This is a genomic window from Pseudomonas sp. Z1-14, assembly GCF_051132005.1.
GTDB lineage: Bacteria > Pseudomonadota > Gammaproteobacteria > Pseudomonadales > Pseudomonadaceae > Aquipseudomonas.
The window spans coordinates 2,299,758-2,318,310 of the sequence record NZ_CP071646.1 but is presented as its reverse complement, the minus strand read 5'-3'; the positions used below and the strand labels follow the sequence as shown (position 1 = coordinate 2,318,310).

The following is an 18,553-nucleotide window of genomic DNA, read 5'->3' as shown; positions in this document are numbered from 1 at the left end:
GCCTGCGCAGCAGGCCCATTCGGTCTACACCCAAGGCGTCTGCTGCGCAGCCGAGCGGGAGCAAGCTCCCTCGCCACAAAAGCCCGTAGATCCCTTCAAGCGGCGACGCTGCACATGCGCACCACCGCGCAATCAACCTGAAACGGCCCAAACTCAGCCACCCTCGGCGCCGACGGCGGATTACCCACCAACACTCCCAATGCCCTGGCGGTGAGGATGTTATGGGCGATGTTGTGGTTGCACTCGATCGTCCGCGCCAAAGACCCCGCCGACGCCTGCCCCAACCCAAGCAACGAAAACCCGTTGGTGATAAACGCCAGGAAGGCGATCACCCAGAACCTGCATCTGCTCATGCGCCGACCGCCCCTTTGCCTGCGCCGCGTTCGGCGGCGACAGTGGCAACCGACGCATGCAGCGACGAATCAACGAAGCCTTGGTATTGGGCGCCGACGCTGACCACCAGCACCAATGCGACGTAAAGGCCGATGGCGATGTAGGCGCCGTGTCTGGCGGAAGAAAGGATTGCGCGGGCCATGGGGTTCTCCGTGGGCATGTTTCGATGCCCACAGAATCAATCAAATAAACCGTTATGAATAGCGACGACTATGCATAGTCACCATCAGGTTTATTGATTGATGAAACCCTGAAATCAGTCGTTGACCAAGCTCAACAATCGCTCGCGAGCCACTTCCAGCTCTCCAGGAATTGGCTGGGCCGCCGAGACAATCGGAGTGGAGTAGAGAAACAGCAGCATCACTGCCAGACGCATCGCCATGGTGTCGATCCTTATTGGTAAGGAGTCAATTAACTAGCGTCAAATTTAAACACATGGCTATGTGATATCACAACGGGATTTTCTGCCCACGCACGAAGCCTGCGATCTTTTCTCTCCGCTGGCATCCAGCAGGAAATGAAAGATCGCAGGCTTCAGGGGTCAGCGTGATTCAGTGTTGGGTCTTGTGATCCAGTGCGGCGTAGAAGTTGGCGCTCTGTTGCAGGTATTTCTCGGTGTAGCTCTGGGTGCGGTTTTTCTTGTCGCTGATTTCGATGCTGGCACTGGCTGGCAATGCCACGGTGGCAGAGATAGCGGAAGCGGCAATAACGGAGAAGAGATTCAGATTCATGGCGGTAGTCCTCGGATTCAGTTTGCTGATTTGCCCGGTGGGGCCGTGAAGCAAACTTACGCGCCGAGGCGTCTCGTCTTGAAATGCTTTGTAATACTAGCGACTATCAGTCTCGTTGATACAACGGCGAAGGCCCCGTGAATCGGGGCCTTCAGCTTATTGACGAACCATGAATTTCAAGTCGCTCGGCGCATCCATCGCCAGCTTCTGGACGGTTTTACCCAGCAGGCCGGTCTTCGGATCACGCTCGATGACGACGATCTGGTTGCTCTTCTGGTTGGCCACCAGGACAAATTTTTCACTCGGGTCGAGGCTGAATTCCCGAGGGTGGTCGCCCTCGACAGAGCGCCGCTGAAGCTCTTTCAGCGTGCCAGCCGCCGGGTCGATGGCAAATACCACCAGTTCGTTGGTGGTGCCCCGATTGCTGACGTACAGGAACTTGCCGTCCCTGGACGCATGCAGCGCTGCCGCCGCTTTACCCGGCTGGGGCTTGCCGACGGCGAGGTCGACCAGTTGACGCTGGGTAAGGCGACCATCCTGGTAATCGAACACCGCAACCTGGGCGGTCATCTCCATGGTCAGCCAGGCGTGCTTGCCATCGTTGCTGAACAGCAGGTGACGCGGCCCGCTGCCCGGCGGCAACTGCACGAATGCCGGATCGGCAGGCGTCAGCGGCAGCTCGGGGTTGGCTTTCGGGTCGTAGCGGTAGACGAATACCTTGTCCGCCCCCAGGTCGTTGGCAAACACATACTTGCCGTCCGGCGAAGGCACCGCCGAATGCACATGCCCCGACTTCTGCCGCTCAGGGTTGACCCGACTCGGCTGATGACTGCCCGACTGCACCACCGGCGCGAGCTTGCCGTCCGCCCCCACTGGCAGCACGACCAAGGTACCGCCCGGGTTCTCCAGAACGGAATAATTACTCACCAGCAGATGCTGGCCGTCATGGCTCAGGCTGGAATGAGTCGGCTCGTTGCCCAGGGACTGGACCTGATTGATCAGGCTCAGTTCATGGGTTTTGGGGTTAACGGCGTAACTGCTGACCTTGCCCACCGGGTCTTTCTGGCCCGGGCCGTTTTCGTTGACCACGAACAGCCGGCTCAGGTCCTTGGAAAGGGTCAACCAAGAGGGGTTGTCCGTCTTGATCACCTGCAGTGGCTTGGCGTCGAGCTGGCCGGTCCGGCTGTCGAACTGCATGCGGTAGATGCCCTGGCTCTGGTCCGCCGTGTAGGAGCCCACCAGCAATTGATAGTGCTCGGTGGTTTCTGCCTGGACGCCCATGGCGCCCACGCTGCCGGCCATCAGCAATGGCCAGAAACTACGCATCTTCATGCTCGGAGTCCTCGTCGTCGTGGCCGCTGGTCGCCTCCACGCATTCCAGATGGTGATCGCCCGAATCACTGGTGATGACCCAATGTTTCGAGGCTGTGTCGAAAGTCGCGGCCTGCATCTGTGCCGGCGTGAAACGCCAATGCTCGAGGGTGCGGCCGTTCATGCATTCGACGTGCAGTTGGTCCTGCTCGTCGAGGGAAAAATCGAAAGCGTGCAGCCCGTCGATGATCAGCATGTCGCAGTGTTCGAGGGCGTGCAGCAGAGTGTCGGTCGGGGCAGTCATAGCGATCAGTCAGTCATTGGGAAAAGCGGCATGATAACCCAATGTCAGAGTGGAGCTTGGGCCATAAGGTTCGAAAGCGGTGCTGGCCGACCTATCGCTTTCGCGAGCAGGCTCGCTCCCACAACGGATTCATACCCACCAGAAATCCCCTGTGGGAGCGAGCCTGCTCGCGAAAAGGCCGGCGCATTCAACATGAATGCAACGGCCTGTTCAGCTCCTCAGAGCGCCTCGCGCCCCGGCACGCCATCTACCAGCCGCAGGATCCCCAGCGGGTTGGCGTTCTTCAACGGCTCTGGCAACAGGTTGTCGGGGTAGTTCTGGAAGCACACCGGACGCAGGAACCGATCGATCGCCAGCGTGCCGACCGAAGTGCCACGCGCATCGGACGTCGCCGGGTAGGGCCCGCCATGGACCATCGAATCGCAGACCTCCACACCAGTTGGATAACCGTTGAGCAAGATGCGGCCGACCTTCTGCTCCAGCAGCGGCGTCAGTTCGCCGAACCGTTCGAAGTCTGCCGGTTCGCCAATGATCGTGGCGGTGAGCTGGCCGTGCAGGCCATGCAGCGCAGCGCTCAATTGCGCCTGGTCCGCCACTTCGACAAATACCGTGGTCGGGCCGAAGACCTCTTCCTGCAACGCCTCGTCACCGTTGATCAACAGGCTGGCGTCAGCCTTGAACAATTGCGGTTGCGCCTGGTTGCCTTGCTGCTCGCGACCGGCCAGGTGTTCGATGCCTGGGTGGGCCAGCAATTTTTGCAGGCCTTTGCCGTAGCTTTGCAGCGTGCCGGCATTGAGCATGGTTTGCGGCGCCTGGTCGCCGATCAGCGCAGCCACCTGCTGGGTGAAGGCAGTGAACTCAGGTGAGCGGATACCGATCACCAGGCCAGGGTTGGTGCAGAACTGACCGCAGCCTTGCACCACCGAGGCGGTCAGGTCGCGAGCGACACTTTCGGCGCGCGCTTGCAACGCTTGCGGGAGGACGATCACCGGGTTGATGCTCGACATCTCGGCGAAGACCGGAATCGGCTGGGGTCGCGCGGCCGCCATGTCGCACAGGGCACGCCCGCCTTTCAGGGAACCGGTGAAGCCGACGGCCTGGATCGCCGGATGCTTGACCAGCCATTCGCCGACGCCACCGCCGTAGATCATGTTGAACACACCGGCCGGCATCGAAGTCTTTTCAGCCGCGCGAATGATCGCATCGGCCACATGCTCGGCGGTGGCCATGTGGCCACTGTGGGCCTTGAATACCACCGGGCAACCGGCGGCCAGCGCGGCAGCGGTGTCACCGCCAGCGGTGGAGAATGCCAATGGGAAGTTGCTGGCGCCAAACACGGCCACCGGACCGAGACCAATGCGGTACTGGCGCAGGTCCGGGCGCGGCAGCGGCGTACGCTCCGGCAAGGCCCGGTCGATGCGCGCGCCGTAGAAATCGCCACGGCGCAAGACCTTGGCGAACAGGCGCATCTGCCCGCTGGTGCGGCCGCGCTCGCCCTGGATCCGTGCGGCTGGCAACGCGGTTTCGCGGCAGACCACGGCGACGAACTCATCACCCAAGGCGTCCAGCTCATCGGCGATGGCATCGAGAAATTCGGCCCGGCGCGCCGCGCTCAGGCTGCGGTAGGCTGGATAAGCCGCCGCGGCGGCCTTGGCGGCGGCGTCGACTTCTTCCGCCGTGGCCTGGACGAAATCATGCGGCAAGGCCTCGCCGGTGCTGGCGTCGAAACTTTGCAGGCGAGTCTGGCCGGCCGCGCTGCGTGCGCCGCCGATGTAGTTGTGGCCAAGGATCTGGTTCATCGCAAGTCTCCTTTTAAAGTGTGCCGATAGTACCTGGGTTGAACACCGCGTCTACCGGAGCAATGCCGTTGATCAGCGGTGCGCCGAATTCGGCCTGGCTGATTTCGAACACGTCCCCCGGCTGGGTGCGGATGCCGTCGGCGAACGACAGCGTCGCGGTGCCGAAGAAGTGAACGTGCACGTCCCCGGGGCGCAGGAACTGACTGTACTTGAAATGGTGGAACTCGAGGTTCTCGAGGCTGTGGCACATGTTCGCCTCGCCGCTGAGGAATTCGTTCTGCCACAGCACTTCGCCGTTGCGCAGGATACGACTGGTCCCGGACAGATGTTGAGGCAGTTCGCCCACGCGAAGTTCCGGGCCGAAGCTGCAACTGCGCAGTTTCGAATGGGCCAGGTACAGATAATTCTTGCGTTCCATGACGTGATCGGAGAATTCGTTGCCTACCGCAAAGCCCAGCCGATATGGCTTGCCGTCATGACCGATGACATACAGGCCGCTGATTTCCGGCTCCTCGCCAGCGTCTTCGGCAAAGGGCGGCAGCGGGAACGGATGGCCGGGACGGACGACGATGCTGCCGTCGCCCTTGTAGAACCATTCCGGCTGAACGCCAGCCTGCCCGGCGGCGGGTTTGCCGCCCTCCACGCCCCATTTGAAGATGCGCATGGTGTCGGTCATGGCGCTCTCGTCGCCAGCCTGTTGGTGCATCTTGTCCCGGGCCGAGGCGCTGCCCAGGTGAGTCAGGCCGGTACCGCTGACCAGCAGGTGAGCCGGGTCCGGGTGATCCAGCGGCGGCAGGATGCGCAATTCGCTCAGCAGTTGCGCATAGTCATGGCTCGCTCCCAGGCCCAGGCCGTCGACCTGTTGCTCAAGCTTGACGCCCGCCTCGATGGCGGCCAGCGCCAGGTCGCGCACCGTCGTGGCGCCCTGCACTTCGCGCACCTGCTCGCCGTCAACTACACCGACGCGGCGTTCGCCGTTACTCAATTCGAACTGAACTAAACGCATGGGTTTCTCCCTGTAAACAAAACTTGAATATGAACGCCGAATCGCTTTGCAGGCTTTTTGTGGCGAGGGAGCTTGCTCCCGCTGGGGGGCGAAGCCCCCCTACTTTCAGGCGCCGAGTTCATTCAGGCAAAACACATCGCCCATATTGCGACTGCTGCGCAGTCGAGCGGGAGCAAGCTCCCTCGCCACAAAAGCTGCAACAACTCAGCTACGCGTCGCCCCGCGGGCACTTGCCGCGAACTGGTCAGCCGGCAATACGTGCTTGCGTTCGAGCAAGCGATAGACCACCCCGGTCAACACCAGGCCGAACACCATCACGCACGACAGGAAGTACAGCCCGGACGCCAGGTTACCGGTGTATTCCTTCAAGGCGCCGATCACGAACGGGCCGATATAGCCGCCCAGGTTGCCTACCGAGTTGATCAAGGCAATGCCCGCCGCCGCGCTGGCACCGGCGAAGAACCGTCCCGGCAAGGTCCAGAACACCGCCGTGCAGGAAAACAGTGCAAACGCCACCAGGCACAACGCCGCCAGTTGCAGCACCGGCACGGTCAACCAGGCACTGAGGAACAGACCGATGGCGCCCAACACATACAGCACGGCCAGGTGACCGTAGCGGTCGTTCAGGCGGTCGGAGCTGCGAGGAATGATCAGCAGGCCAATGATGCCGAAGATATACGGCACGGAAGAGACAAAGCCGGTCACCAGGTCACTGCCGCCGAACTGCTTGATCAGCGTCGGCAGCCACAGCCCCAGGCCGTAGATGCTCAGGGTCACCGGCAGGTAGAACAGCGCCAGCAGCAGGACGCGCTTGTCCTTGAGCGCATGCAGCGGGTTGCCATGACGGGTCTGGCCGTATTCTTCCAGGTCCTTTTTCAGCTCACCGGTCAGCCAGTCCTTCTCGGACTGGTCCATCCATTTGACCTGTTGCGGGCCGTCCGGCAGATAACGCAGCACCGGCCAGGTCAACAGCACCGCCGGCAGGCCGATGACGATGAACAACCACTGCCAGCCGTGCAGGCCGAGGATGCCGTCCATGCCCAGCAAGCCACCGGAAACGGGACCGGTGATCATCATCGCAATGGGTTGGGAAAGAATGAACAGCCCGAGGATCTTGCCGCGATGGCGCACCGGGAACCACTGGGTGATGTAATACAGCACCCCCGGAAAGAACCCGGCTTCGGCCGCGCCCAGCAGAAAGCGCATCACGTAGAAACTATAGGGCCCCTGCACAAAAGCCATGCCGATGGTGATTGCGCCCCAGGTGATCATGATCCGGGCAAACCAGCGCCGCGCACCGAAGCGCTCCAGCATCAGGTTGCTGGGAATCTCCAGGAGGAAATAACCAATGAAGAACAGGCCCGCGCCGAGGCCGTAGGCGGCGTCGCCGATGCCGATGTCCGCGCCCATGTGCAGCTTGGCAAAGCCCACGGCGGAGCGATCCACGTACGCGATCAGGTAAAGCAGGATCAGGAAGGGAATCAGTTTGAGTGTAATGCGACGTATAAGCCGCAATTCCTGGCTCATGGGACCGGTCTCCGATTGTTGTTGTTATAGAACCTCGGGGGATTTCTCTCGCGAATGACCGCCAGGACAACCCCTCCGTTAAATCGGACTATATAGTAATACTATTTACCCAACAACACTTCCAAACGGCGTAAATTGCGCTTATGTTACGCTTCAGCTCGAACAATATAGTCATACAATAAGAGAATCGATCATGTCTGATAAGAAACCCTCCCTGCGCTCGGCCCAATGGTTTGGCACCGCCGACAAAAACGGCTTCATGTACCGCAGCTGGATGAAAAATCAGGGCATCGCCGACCACCAGTTCCATGGCAAGCCGATCATCGGTATCTGCAACACCTGGTCGGAGCTGACACCGTGCAACGCGCATTTCCGGCAGATCGCCGAGCACGTCAAGCGCGGCGTGATCGAGGCCGGGGGCTTTCCGGTGGAATTCCCGGTGTTCTCCAACGGCGAATCGAACCTGCGCCCCACCGCCATGCTGACCCGCAACCTGGCGAGCATGGACGTGGAAGAGGCGATTCGCGGCAACCCGATTGATGGCGTGGTATTGCTCACCGGTTGCGACAAGACCACTCCGGCCCTGCTGATGGGCGCCGCCAGTTGCGACGTGCCGGCCATCGTCGTCACCGGCGGGCCGATGCTCAACGGCAAGCACAAGGGCCAGGACATCGGCTCGGGCACCGTGGTCTGGCAGCTGAGCGAACAGGTCAAGGCCGGCACCATCACCATCGATGACTTCCTCGCGGCCGAGGGCGGCATGTCCCGCTCGGCCGGTACCTGCAACACCATGGGCACGGCGTCGACCATGGCCTGCATGGCCGAGGCGCTTGGCACTTCGCTGCCCCATAACGCGGCGATCCCGGCGGTGGATGCGCGCCGTTATGTGCTGGCCCACATGTCCGGCATGCGCGCCGTGGAAATGGTCCGCGAAGACCTGAAGCTGTCGAAGATCCTGACCAAGGAAGCTTTCGAAAACGCCATCCGCGTCAACGCCGCCATCGGCGGTTCGACCAACGCGGTGATTCACCTCAAGGCCATCGCCGGGCGCATCGGCGTGCAACTGGACCTGGACGACTGGACCCGCATCGGTCGCGGCATGCCGACCATCGTCGACCTGCAACCGTCCGGACGCTTCCTGATGGAGGAGTTCTACTACGCCGGCGGCCTGCCTGCCGTGCTCCGTCGTCTCGGCGAAGCCAACCTGATCCCCCACCCGAACGCACTGACGGTGAACGGCAAGAGCCTCGGCGAAAACACCAAGGACGCGCCGATCTATGGCCAGGACGAAGTCATTCGCACCCTGGACAACCCGATCCGCGCCGACGGCGGCATCTGCGTACTGCGCGGCAACCTGGCGCCATTGGGCGCAGTGCTCAAGCCGTCCGCGGCCACCGCCGAACTGATGCAGCATCGCGGTCGCGCGGTGGTGTTCGAGAACTTCGACGAGTACAAGGCGCGGATCAACGATCCGGAGCTCGACGTGGATGCCGACTCGATCCTGGTCATGAAGAACTGCGGGCCGAAGGGTTATCCGGGCATGGCCGAAGTCGGCAACATGGGCTTGCCAGCCAAACTGCTGGCCCAGGGCGTGACGGACATGGTGCGTATTTCCGACGCACGCATGAGCGGCACCGCCTACGGCACCGTGGTGCTGCATGTGGCACCGGAAGCGGCGGCCGGTGGGCCTTTGGCCGCGGTGAAAGAAGGTGACTGGATCGAACTCGATTGCGCCAGCGGCCGCCTGCACCTGGACATCCCCGACGCCGAACTTGCCGCGCGCCTGGCCGACCTGGCGCCACCGCAGCAATTGCTGGTCGGTGGCTACCGCCAGCTGTACATCGACCATGTGCTGCAAGCCGACCAGGGTTGCGACTTCGACTTCCTGGTGGGCTGCCGCGGCGCCGAGGTGCCGCGTCACTCCCATTGACGCCCCATCCCCCTGTGGGAGCGAGCCTGCTCGCGAAAGCGTTGGACCAGCGGCATTCATGTCGCCTGACCCACCGCCTGTGGCGAGGGAGCTTGCTCCCGCTCGGCCGGGCTCGCGCTCCAGTGCGCAGCGACCGCCCAGGGGCCTGCTTCGCAGTCCAGCGGGAGCAAGCTCCCTCGCCACAAGGTCGCTCAGGCCCAAGGGTTTGGCCTGATGAATATCCGCCGCGCCTGCTATCATGCGCAGCACCCCTCGCACACAGGATCGCGCCGCTCCCCATGGATTACCGCAAACCCTCCGATCGCAAGAGCATGCACGCGCGCATCGTCCAGGAACTGGGCATGCAGATCGTCTCTGGCCGCTTCAAGCCCGACGACAAACTGCCCGCCGAAGCCTTGCTGTGCGAAGAATATGCCGTCAGCCGCCCGGTGCTGCGCGAAGCCACGCGCGTGTTGGTCGCCAAGGGCCTGGTGTATTCGCGGCCGCGAGTGGGCACGGTGGTCAAGCCGCGTCGGGAATGGCATATGCTCGACCCCGATGTGCTGCACTGGCTGATGCAGAGCAGCCCGCAGAACGAGTTCTTCGGACTGCTCACCAGCGTGCGCAGCATCATCGAGCCGGCCGCCGCCGCCCTCGCCGCGCAATTCGCCACCGACGCCGACATCGCCGCCATTAGCGAAGCCTACCAGCGCATGGAAGCCGCCCCGACCCCGGAAGCCCTCCTGCAACCGGACCTGGACTTTCACAGCCGCATCGCCGACGCCACCCACAACGACCTGCTCGCCAACCTGTGCAACATGCTGTCGGTGGCCATCGCCGAAGCCCTCAAGCACTCCAACCAACGGCCCAACCTGCACGAGCTGGCGATGCCACGGCACAAGGCGATCCTCACCGCCATCGAGAACCGCGATGCCCTCGGCGCCCGCCATGCCACGCTGGTGCAACTGGATGACGCCCGCAGTGCGCTGAATGTCGTGCTGGGCAGCGATCCCGCCTGATTCACCGCCGATTTTACTGAAGCCCTTCACAAACCTGCACGCCTGGCGTTCAAGCGTGCGGTACCTATGTACCGCACACCTGGAACAGTCATGACGATACTGCGCGGGTCGTCATCCTGACGACCTTGGGTTTATGAAAAGGAACTTCACATGGCATCGCCTTCCCCGGCTGACAACGCCAACACACAGGCACAGAACGTCAGCCTGCAATTTGCCGGTCGCCCCACCTTCGAACAGGTTGTGCTAAGCGTGTTCGAGCATGCCATTAAAAGCGAATACGGCTGGCGAATGTTAAACCTCAACCTCTCCAAGGTTGTGTTGGCAACTCCAGACAAGACCTCTAACGGCTGGACGACCGCCCCCTTCATGACGCTCGTCCTCGATTACCTGGCTACCGGCACGCCCATCGACTTCAAGGAGTGGAGCGAGCGTGGCTGTTTCCTTTCCGAAACGATGCCGCACCGTCTCAAGCTGGACGCGCAGGACATGCTCACGCTGGAAAAGCTGCTACTTGAACTGCCTTGGACAGTACCGATCGGATTCGAGGATGCGCTGGTCCGCTACTGGAATGCCGACATTGATCCCCATCAAGGCACCAGCCGCTGGAACTGGCTCAGCGGTGCACTGCGAAACCTGTTGCAGACCCGTGGCTTGCAGCAACCAGGGCTCAGCGACCCGGCACGTGAGATGCTCGACCAGATCACCCGCCGGCCTGTCAGCAAGCAACACTTGCGCGCCGACGGTCAGGCCAGCGTCTACGCCTACAGCCTGGAAAGCACCCTCGTTAAAGGCGCTTCCCGTTCGGTCCTATACGGTAGCGAGATTCTACTGACCCGCACCACCGAAGGTGGGACCCTCCTGCTGCTGTGCAGCCCTGGCAGCGCCGTCAAACCCTTTGAATCGCTGGAAGACTTTCACCGTCACTGGAGTGAGCTCATCGCCAGCCGTTACCTTGTCGACACCGTCACTTGCACACGCACCGAGGTCGCTGGCAACGTGTTCGAGACCCAGGCAGCACTGATCCTGGAGCAAGAGCTGGCCGACCTCCGGGCGGTGGAATTGCCTTCCCGCGTCGGCTCACAGCACCTGCGTGCGCTGTATCACGAATTGAGCGACCCGGCCCGCTACCTGCTTGACACCCCATTCCCCTCTCCTCAGATGTCGAAGCTCATTGCACCGCTGGTGCCCGAATGGTTGAAGGAAGCGTCCGTTGTCGATCAGACCAGACACCAGCATTACTGCCTGACGTTGGCCAGCGCCAAAAAACGCAGCCCAGGCCAAACCTTCCTCAACGATATCAAGGATATCAAGACATTCACGTCCCAAGCCCTGCTTGAGCGCATGGGTCGAACAAACGATAGCTCGTCGACCAAGGCCCAACCCTCCCGCTACAATCCCGACGACGTGCTACTGACTTTCACCGTGGCGGCGGGCCTCCCCGGTACGATCGGGATTGTCGAGAAAAAATCGATGAAACTGAGCGAACTGGCCATCCGCAATCTCGTCGCCCGCCCCAGTGGAGACCCGATCCTCAGCCATCGCCTGGGCCTGACCCTGCCCGAATGGTTGACCCCGGACTACATTACCCGCCAGGGCGGGCTGATTGAACAGGTCGACATCGGCACCGCCTACCCCCGATATCTGCAGCAAAAGCTGTTTGACGATTTGCCTACCCTGCGTCAACAGAGATTCGCCGACCAGGTCCCGACAGAGCTGCTTCTCGAAGCGCTCAAGCAAAAGCTCGACCACCAGAACAGCATGACCCGTCAAGGCCTGGACCTTCTCGAAGCCGTCCTTCAAGCCGATGTCGAGGAACAACAGGTCGACGGTCGTCCGGTGATGATTCGTCCCCTGGCCTTTCTGCGTAAGCCGAAGGCGCGACCTGATGTTGTGACGAATATGTTCATCATCGAACCGCAAGCCGTCGAAACGGGACCACACCTGCTGTATCGCCCGCTTCACTCGCCCTCGTTGATTGAGTTCCCGACACGCCAGGCGCTTTTGACTGCCATTGGCCTGGACGGCGAACTGCAGACCAGCGTCTTGACCTGGTTATCGGATACCGCGCGTCCGGTGTACGCCAATGGGGGGTTCCTGGAGCCACACATCGTGCGCTTTCTTCCAGGCGATGAATTCGCCCCTTTCGAAAAGCCGACCCCGGCGACACTCGCAATCGGGGGTGACAACGACGAGTTGTTGCAATTCCTGCACAACGGCAAGCTGATGGAGTATCTGTACGGCAGTAACGCCCGAGCCCTGGTCGCGCAGGCCGACAGGGATTCGGTGTCCAACGCCGAGAGCCGCTGGGCTATCCTTCTCGAGGGAGGCGGGCTGCTGTTCAACACACTGTTGGTGCCTATCCTGCGCGGCCCATTGATAAGCGTCGCCTGGTTATGGAACGTGATCGCCGTCGCCGGGCAAGACATCCCGGCCATGCAGAGCGAAGATCCGACAACGCGGGAGCTCGCTACCGTCGACTTTCTCTTGAACTTCGCCATGCTCGGACATCAGGCGTTGTCCCTCGACGAGCCTGTTCGCAAGCCACTGCCCCACGAACTGGAAGACCAGGCGATGCGTGCGCCTGCGCCGCGCATCGTTCCCGAGCAATGGCCCAAGCCGGCCCTGCCAGACGTCATCGAAGGCCCCGTCTACCTGCCCGGGGAACACGCCCAAGCTGCTTTCGACCACCTCGACTTCAGTTTCGCCAGTGCCCGTCGGCGCCTGACGCCGGAGCAACGCACCCGCCTGCAGCGCCTGACAGTGCAGCGTCCCGCACTGATGCCCGCTGCCCTCCCCTCTGGCCCTTATACCGGCCTTTATCTGATCAATAAAAAATGGCATGCCGTGGTTGAGGGCGAGTTGTATCAAGTCGACACATGGGACAGCACCGTACAGATCGTCGACCCGCACGACCCGGCACGCAGGGGGCCGGCGCTAATATCGGACGGCCACGGCAGCTGGTCCTTGGACCTGGGCCTGGGCCTGCGTGGCGGGATGCCGCCCAAGCGCGTGGAGGAACAACGTCGCTTCAACGAAAAAAGAAAAGCGGAAATCGCGGCGGAAACCAGGGAGTTCTTCGAAAAAAGTGCCGAGCGGAAAAAGAAGCTGGATATCACCCACGACCTGCTGAGCTTATTGGAGATCGGTACGCCCCCTGATGAGAAGCGGATGGCCCCCATACGTAAAAGCTTTCATGAACAGTTAAAGGAGCAGGCCGAAGCCGATCTGAAGATACTGGGGAACGAGCTCGAATCCATCAAGCTGAATAGCCCAATTTCCCCCGGGAATATTTCCCAGATCACTGAATCGTTGATCGAATGTTGTCGTACAGCCATTGCCGTTGTCGTAAAGGATATACAAGCTCTGAATGCTGCCCATTCCTCATTCGTGGGACCGTCTGCGTCTGACATTCTGGAGGCAGTTGAACATGATCCGCAGGGCTATTTGAGGTTCGCCGCGCAGTTATTTGAGCTCAATGAGCGCTCGATCCATTGGCTGGAGCTTGAACACCGCACGCTTGATACGTTATTGAACCGGGGCAGCAAGGGCCGGGAAATGTTCGATCGCCTGACCCATGACCGACCGGTGGCGAAAACCGCTTCGTTGGCTGGCCAAGAGCTCCAGACGACGTTGGCCACAGTGCTCGCTTCGCGCGGCGAGAGCGAGTCGAGGGAGCACCTGCGAACCATCAGCAAGCCGCTAAAGGAACAAATACAGTCTCACGCTACGTTGTGGACGTACGACTTCTCGGAACGGCTCGAGGTATTGGAGAGCTTGTCCGAACACTATGGCAAGGCGCTGGATGCCCTACAGATCGTCAAAGTACTTCACGCCGATGAGATGGACCTGCCTTATTTCGACAAGCTGGTCACCTTGGTCGAAGAATTGTATGAGGAGGTCTCCCAGGAACTGGCCACGGAAATAAAACCCGAACCGAAACCGCGCGCGCGCGCTTCCAAACGCACCGGAACATCCGCCGGACGCCCTCAGAAAAAAGTGATCCGAACCCGCCACAATGGTGTATTGGTTGGCGACCTGAGACCTGCGGGTACAACCTTGGAGATTGATGTCGTCGAGCTGCGCTCCGAAAACGATAACCAGTTGCTAGGCACCTATTCCCGTCATGAAGACGCCTGGGACCTCGTCAAGGAAGAGCGACCGGCCGCGCCGCTGAAAACGAGACCTGTCAGTGAAATCAAAGGCGCCGCACGAAAACTGCTCGGGCAACTGGAAAGACTTCTGAAAAGGGCAAAAAGCTATAAAGCCCAGTGCCGTTACCCGCAGGAAATCGAGGAGGTCATGAACAACGAGGCGGATCGTTTTCGCAAAATTGCCGAGGAGCTTGAACAAGCCGTCAAGGCTTCCCCAACAGAGCCCGGCCCGCGAGACCAGACCTTAATCGAGGAACTGAAAAAGGCCGCCACCCGCCTTGCAGCACAGGGCGGCTACCTGCGCACCGAGCTGAGCCTGAAACTGCCACCCACCGACGGCAATCTCCGCTATCTGTTTGCAAAAGAATTAATCCAGGTCAGCAAGTACGGCGACCGCACAGCCATGAGCGGAGTCCGCAAGGACTTCATTCAGGAATATGCAATCAACGACCGTAACGGCTTCCCCCTCTGGTATGCCCATTTTCACTATGAAAAGGCCGACACCCCGAAAGCCGACTACAGCGTTGCACACGTGAAAACCAAGGAACAACGGAAGGAAAGCTACTATTCAATGCTGTCCAAAGCTGAAGGCCCCTACGCCGTCGTGAACGTGCATCGCGGCCAGATCGGCAAACCTCTGGCGCAACGCTGGTTCTTGCCCCTGGACCAATAATCGCTGAGCTATCGGCACGTTTGTCCGAAGCTGGATGCAAAAAGCCGCAACCTCAGGTTGCGGCTTTGTTGATCCAGCGTCCGGTCAGTGGGCAAACAACGAATTGCCCTTCTGCCCCGCCAGCTTTTCCGGCTTGATCAGGAAACGCGCCAGCGCGGGCAGCAGCCACAGCGCGCCGAACATGTTCCACAACAGCATGAACGTCAGCATCAGGCCCATGTCCGCCTGGAACTTGATCGCCGAGAAGATCCAGGTGCAGACGCCGATGGCCAGGCACAAGCCGGTAAACAGCACCGCCTTGCCAGTGGATTTCAGCGTCTGGTAATACGCCTCCTGCAACGGCAGGCCGGCGCGCAGGAAACTTTCCAGGCGGCTGTAGATGTAGATGCCGTAGTCCACGCCGATGCCCACGCCAAGGGCAACCACCGGCAGGGTCGCGACCTTCACGCCGATGCCCATGAACGCCATCAGCGCGTTGCCCAGCACCGAGGTCAGCACCAGTGGCAGCACGATGCACAGCGTCGCTGCCCAGGAACGGAAGGTGATCATGCACATCGTCGCCACGCAGATATACACGAGGATCAGGATGGTCAGTTCCGATTCCTTGATCACTTCGTTAGTGGCCGCCTCGATCCCGGCGTTACCGGCGGCGAGGATGAACTCCAGGCCATCGCGGTTGTGCTCCTTGGCGAAGTCCTGCACCGCCGTCACGGCGCGGTCGAGCGTCTCGGCCTTGTGGTCGTTGAGGAACACCAGCACCGGCGCCAGGGAACAGCTGTTGTTGTACAGGCCGTCGGCGCGGGCAATGGAGCTGTTCAGTACATCAGGGTTGCGCGACAGGGTTTCCCATTTCAGGTTGCCCTCGTTCATGCCCTTGATCATCTGCTTGGACACAGTCACCAGGGAAATCGCCGACTGCACGCCCTCGGTGTTCTGCATCTTCCACATCAGCTCGTCGATGGGCGCCATGGCTTCGTAGCGCGAACAGCCTTCGGCCTTGGTCTTGACCATCACCACCAGCACATCGGAACTGGTGGAGTAGTTGCTGATGATGAAATTGTTGTCCTGGTTGTAGCGCGAGTCCGGACGCAATTCCGGGGCACCCTGGTCAAGGTCGCCGATCTTCAGGTTCTGGCTATACCAGAGGCCGCCGCCAAAGGCGAGCACCGCCAGGGCAATCGATACCGGCGCGACCTTGGCGCTGGCAAAGTTCGACAACAGGCGCCAGAACGGATGTTCGCGGGTCGCGTCTTTCTTGCTGCGCTCGACCGCGCGCTTGCTGATACCGACGTAGGAAATCGCCACCGGCAGCAGGATCAGGTTGGTGAACACAATCACCGCCACGCCGATGGACGCGCCGATGGCCAGTTCGCGAATCACGCCGATGTCGATGATCAGCAAGGTGATGAAGCCGACGGCATCGGCCAGGATCGCGATCATCCCCGGCAGGAACAACTGGCGGAAGGTGCGCCGCGCCGCCGTCAAGGCGTTGTCCGCCTCGCTGGACTGCAAGGCGATGCCGTTGATTTTCTGTACGCCGTGGGAAATGCCGATGGCGAAGATCAGGAACGGCACCAGCATCGAATACGGATCCAGGCCGAAACCGGCCGCGTGCATCAACCCCAGCTGCCAGACCACCGCCACCAGGGTGGTGCTCAATACCGCAACGGTGCTGCGCATGCAGTTGGTGAACCAGTACAGCAGGATCAGGGTGATGACGAAGGCGACGCCGAAGAACAGCACCACCATGACCAGGCCATCGATCAGGTCGCCGACCTTCTTGGCGAAGCCGACGATGTGAATCTGCACATTCGGGTTCTGCGTTTCGAACTTGTTGCGGATCTTGTCTTCAAGTTCGTGGGAAAACTTTCGATAATCGAGGGCGAGCAATTTGCCTTGGTCTTGCGGGTCGGGATAGGACTCCAGCAGCGGGATATCGATGATGCTCGATTTGAAATCGTTCGCCACCAGGCGCCCGACCTGGCCGGACTTGAGCACGTTGTTGCGCAACAGGTCGAGGCTGTCGGCCGAACCGTTGTAACTCTGCGGGATCACCTCGCCACCGGCGAAGCCCTCCTCCGTCACTTCGGTCCAGCGCACGCTCGGGCTCCACAGCGACTTCAGGCCGGAGCGGTCGACGCCGGAGATGTAGAAGACCTCGTCGTGGATCTGGCGCAGGGTCTCCATGTACTCCTTGGAGAAAATATCGCCGTTGGTAGCTTCCACGGAAATCCGTACCGTGTTGCCCAGGTTCGCCAGGTCATTGCGGTGTTCGAGCATCTTCTCGATGAACGGGTGCTCGAGGGGAATCATTTTTTCGAAACTGGTGGACGGCCGGATCAGCGTGGCCTGCCAGAACAGGAAAATGCTGACCAGCAGGCAAATGATGATCACTGCCGGGCGGTTGTTGAAAATCAGGCGCTCGAGGAACGTCGCCTTGTCTTGGTGATGACTGCTCATGGGGTCCGCCTTCTTGTTATTGTGCCCGTCTGACAGGCCCGGCTCATTTGCTCAGTTCGGCGCCAGTGGGCGTGGTAGCGCGAACGCCGCCCTGTCCCGCCAGGATCAGGTTGCCGTTGCCCGCCGCCGTGACGGCCGCCACGGAAATGCGATCCGGACGGTTGAACACGCTGAAAGTCACGCCATCGTCGGTGCTGCGAATCACGCTGCCGCCGTTGCCGACGATCACGATCGAGCCATCCGGCAACAGCGTCGCCCCCGACAAGCCGAACTCCAGCGCGCCACGGGCCGCCTTCAGCTCGACCTGCTCCCAGCTGTCGCCGAAATCCGTGGAGCGATAGAGATTGCCGCGCAGGCCATAGGCCAACAGGGTCGAAGGCTGGGCGGTGCCGATGGCGCCGAACAGCGAGCCTTCGTACGGACCTTCGAGTTTTTCCCAGGTCTGCCCCCAGTCGGCGGAGCGGAACATGCTGCCGGCCTCGCCGACGATGAACAGCCCGGCGTCTTTTACCGCGGCGATAGCGTTGAGGTGATATTGGTCTTCATTCTCGAGGCGGTCGGCGGCCTGCTCCCAGTGCTTGCCGCCATCGGTGGTCGCGTACAGCGCACCGTAGGCGCCCACGGCCAGGCCATTGCTGGCGTCCTTGAACCAGACGTCGAGCAGCGGTGCTTCACGGGTGAGGTCTTCGAACTGCTTGGTCCAGGTGGTGCCGCCGTCCTCGCTGGCGAGGATCTGCGCGTCGTGCCCCACGGCCCAACCGTGCTTGTCATCGACAAAGAAGACCGCTGTGAGCAGTTGACGGGTCGGCACCTTGGCCTGGGTCCAGGATTTGCCCTGGTCATCGGAAAAGACGATATGCCCACGGTCGCCGACCGCCACCAGGCGCTGGCCGGCATGGACCACATCGAGCATGAGGGTTTTGCTGGCCTTGGCCGATTCGACGGAATAGATGACATCGGCCGTCGACGCTGCAACCGCCAGCACCGGCGCCGACAAAACGGCAGAGCCCAGCAGCGAGAGCGCCGAGACCAGCAGCGCAACTCTGCGCAGCACTGGCGGGCGGCAGCGGCCCACAGCCATCACAGGCTCACTCATAGACCTTTCCCCTATTTATTATTGTTATGGCTTGGTACGTTGCAGTCCTGAAGCATAGTCCTGAAACCTGCAATCTAGAGCCACTTCGCAAGCTGGACCTATCCTATCGGGCTTTCGAAAGGTCTGACAATCGACGCCACGTTATCTTTTGTTAACCGGGGGGATATCGGCCAA

The 18,553-nt window shown here is 61.1% G+C and carries 14 protein-coding genes; 3 read left to right on the top strand and 11 right to left on the bottom strand.

Going from position 1 to position 18,553, the window contains the following annotated elements; all coding sequences use genetic code 11:
• Positions 1–95: 95 nt before the first annotated feature.
• From J3P89_RS10675 to J3P89_RS10635, 9 genes are all read right to left on the bottom strand, one after another.
• Complete coding sequence (locus J3P89_RS10675) at positions 96–353, bottom strand: hypothetical protein (protein ID WP_305500471.1); 258 nt, start codon at positions 351–353, stop codon at positions 96–98.
• Positions 350–535, bottom strand: coding sequence for a hypothetical protein (locus J3P89_RS10670; protein ID WP_434573635.1), 186 nt, complete (start codon positions 533–535; stop codon positions 350–352). The genes J3P89_RS10675 and J3P89_RS10670 overlap by 4 nt, the downstream gene beginning before the upstream one ends.
• A 114-nt stretch (positions 536–649) precedes the next feature.
• Positions 650–775 carry a hypothetical protein gene (locus J3P89_RS10665; RefSeq protein ID WP_305500469.1) on the bottom strand — a complete coding sequence of 42 codons (126 nt, stop codon included), beginning with the start codon at positions 773–775 and terminating at the stop codon, positions 650–652.
• A gap of 169 nt (positions 776–944) precedes the next feature.
• Positions 945–1,124: a hypothetical protein gene (locus J3P89_RS10660; RefSeq protein WP_018611529.1), complete on the bottom strand. Its 180-nt coding sequence runs from the start codon at positions 1,122–1,124 to the stop codon at positions 945–947.
• A 156-nt stretch (positions 1,125–1,280) separates the two neighbouring features.
• Positions 1,281–2,456, bottom strand: coding sequence for a lactonase family protein (locus J3P89_RS10655; protein ID WP_434657178.1), 1,176 nt, complete (start codon positions 2,454–2,456; stop codon positions 1,281–1,283).
• Entirely contained in the window at positions 2,443–2,739 is a 297-nt protein-coding gene (locus J3P89_RS10650) for a DUF5629 family protein (protein WP_305500466.1), read from the bottom strand. Before J3P89_RS10650 ends, J3P89_RS10655 begins: the two co-directional genes overlap by 14 nt.
• Positions 2,740–2,957: 218 nt before the next feature.
• Positions 2,958–4,538: an aldehyde dehydrogenase (NADP(+)) gene (locus J3P89_RS10645; protein WP_434657176.1), complete on the bottom strand. Its 1,581-nt coding sequence runs from the start codon at positions 4,536–4,538 to the stop codon at positions 2,958–2,960.
• Between the two features lie 13 nt (positions 4,539–4,551).
• A complete protein-coding gene (araD1, locus tag J3P89_RS10640) occupies positions 4,552–5,544 on the bottom strand; it encodes an AraD1 family protein (RefSeq protein WP_434630327.1) in 993 nt (330 codons plus the stop codon).
• Positions 5,545–5,748: 204 nt separating this feature from the next.
• Complete coding sequence (locus J3P89_RS10635; protein WP_434573625.1) at positions 5,749–7,071, bottom strand: MFS transporter; 1,323 nt, start codon at positions 7,069–7,071, stop codon at positions 5,749–5,751.
• Positions 7,072–7,264: 193 nt separating this feature from the next.
• Between J3P89_RS10635 and J3P89_RS10630 the strand changes: the two genes are divergently transcribed.
• The 3 genes from J3P89_RS10630 (at position 7,265) to J3P89_RS10620 (ending at position 14,823) form a co-directional block, all read left to right on the top strand.
• A complete protein-coding gene (locus J3P89_RS10630) occupies positions 7,265–9,001 on the top strand; it encodes an IlvD/Edd family dehydratase (RefSeq protein WP_181290491.1) in 1,737 nt (578 codons plus the stop codon).
• A 278-nt stretch (positions 9,002–9,279) separates the two neighbouring features.
• Positions 9,280–9,999, top strand: a complete 720-nt coding sequence (locus J3P89_RS10625) for a FadR/GntR family transcriptional regulator (RefSeq protein WP_434573623.1) — start codon at positions 9,280–9,282, stop codon at positions 9,997–9,999.
• Between the two features lie 150 nt (positions 10,000–10,149).
• Positions 10,150–14,823: a dermonecrotic toxin domain-containing protein gene (locus tag J3P89_RS10620; protein ID WP_434697484.1), complete on the top strand. Its 4,674-nt coding sequence runs from the start codon at positions 10,150–10,152 to the stop codon at positions 14,821–14,823.
• An 84-nt stretch (positions 14,824–14,907) separates the two neighbouring features.
• On the opposite strand, the gene J3P89_RS10615 is transcribed toward J3P89_RS10620, so the two are convergent.
• Together J3P89_RS10615 and J3P89_RS10610 are read right to left on the bottom strand one after the other, a co-directional pair.
• On the bottom strand, positions 14,908–17,283 hold the full coding sequence (locus tag J3P89_RS10615) for an efflux RND transporter permease subunit (protein WP_434697483.1): 2,376 nt from the start codon (positions 17,281–17,283) through the stop codon (positions 14,908–14,910).
• A gap of 43 nt (positions 17,284–17,326) precedes the next feature.
• On the bottom strand, positions 17,327–18,379 hold the full coding sequence (locus J3P89_RS10610; protein ID WP_434697482.1) for a WD40/YVTN/BNR-like repeat-containing protein: 1,053 nt from the start codon (positions 18,377–18,379) through the stop codon (positions 17,327–17,329).
• Between the last annotated feature and the right edge of the window lie 174 nt (positions 18,380–18,553).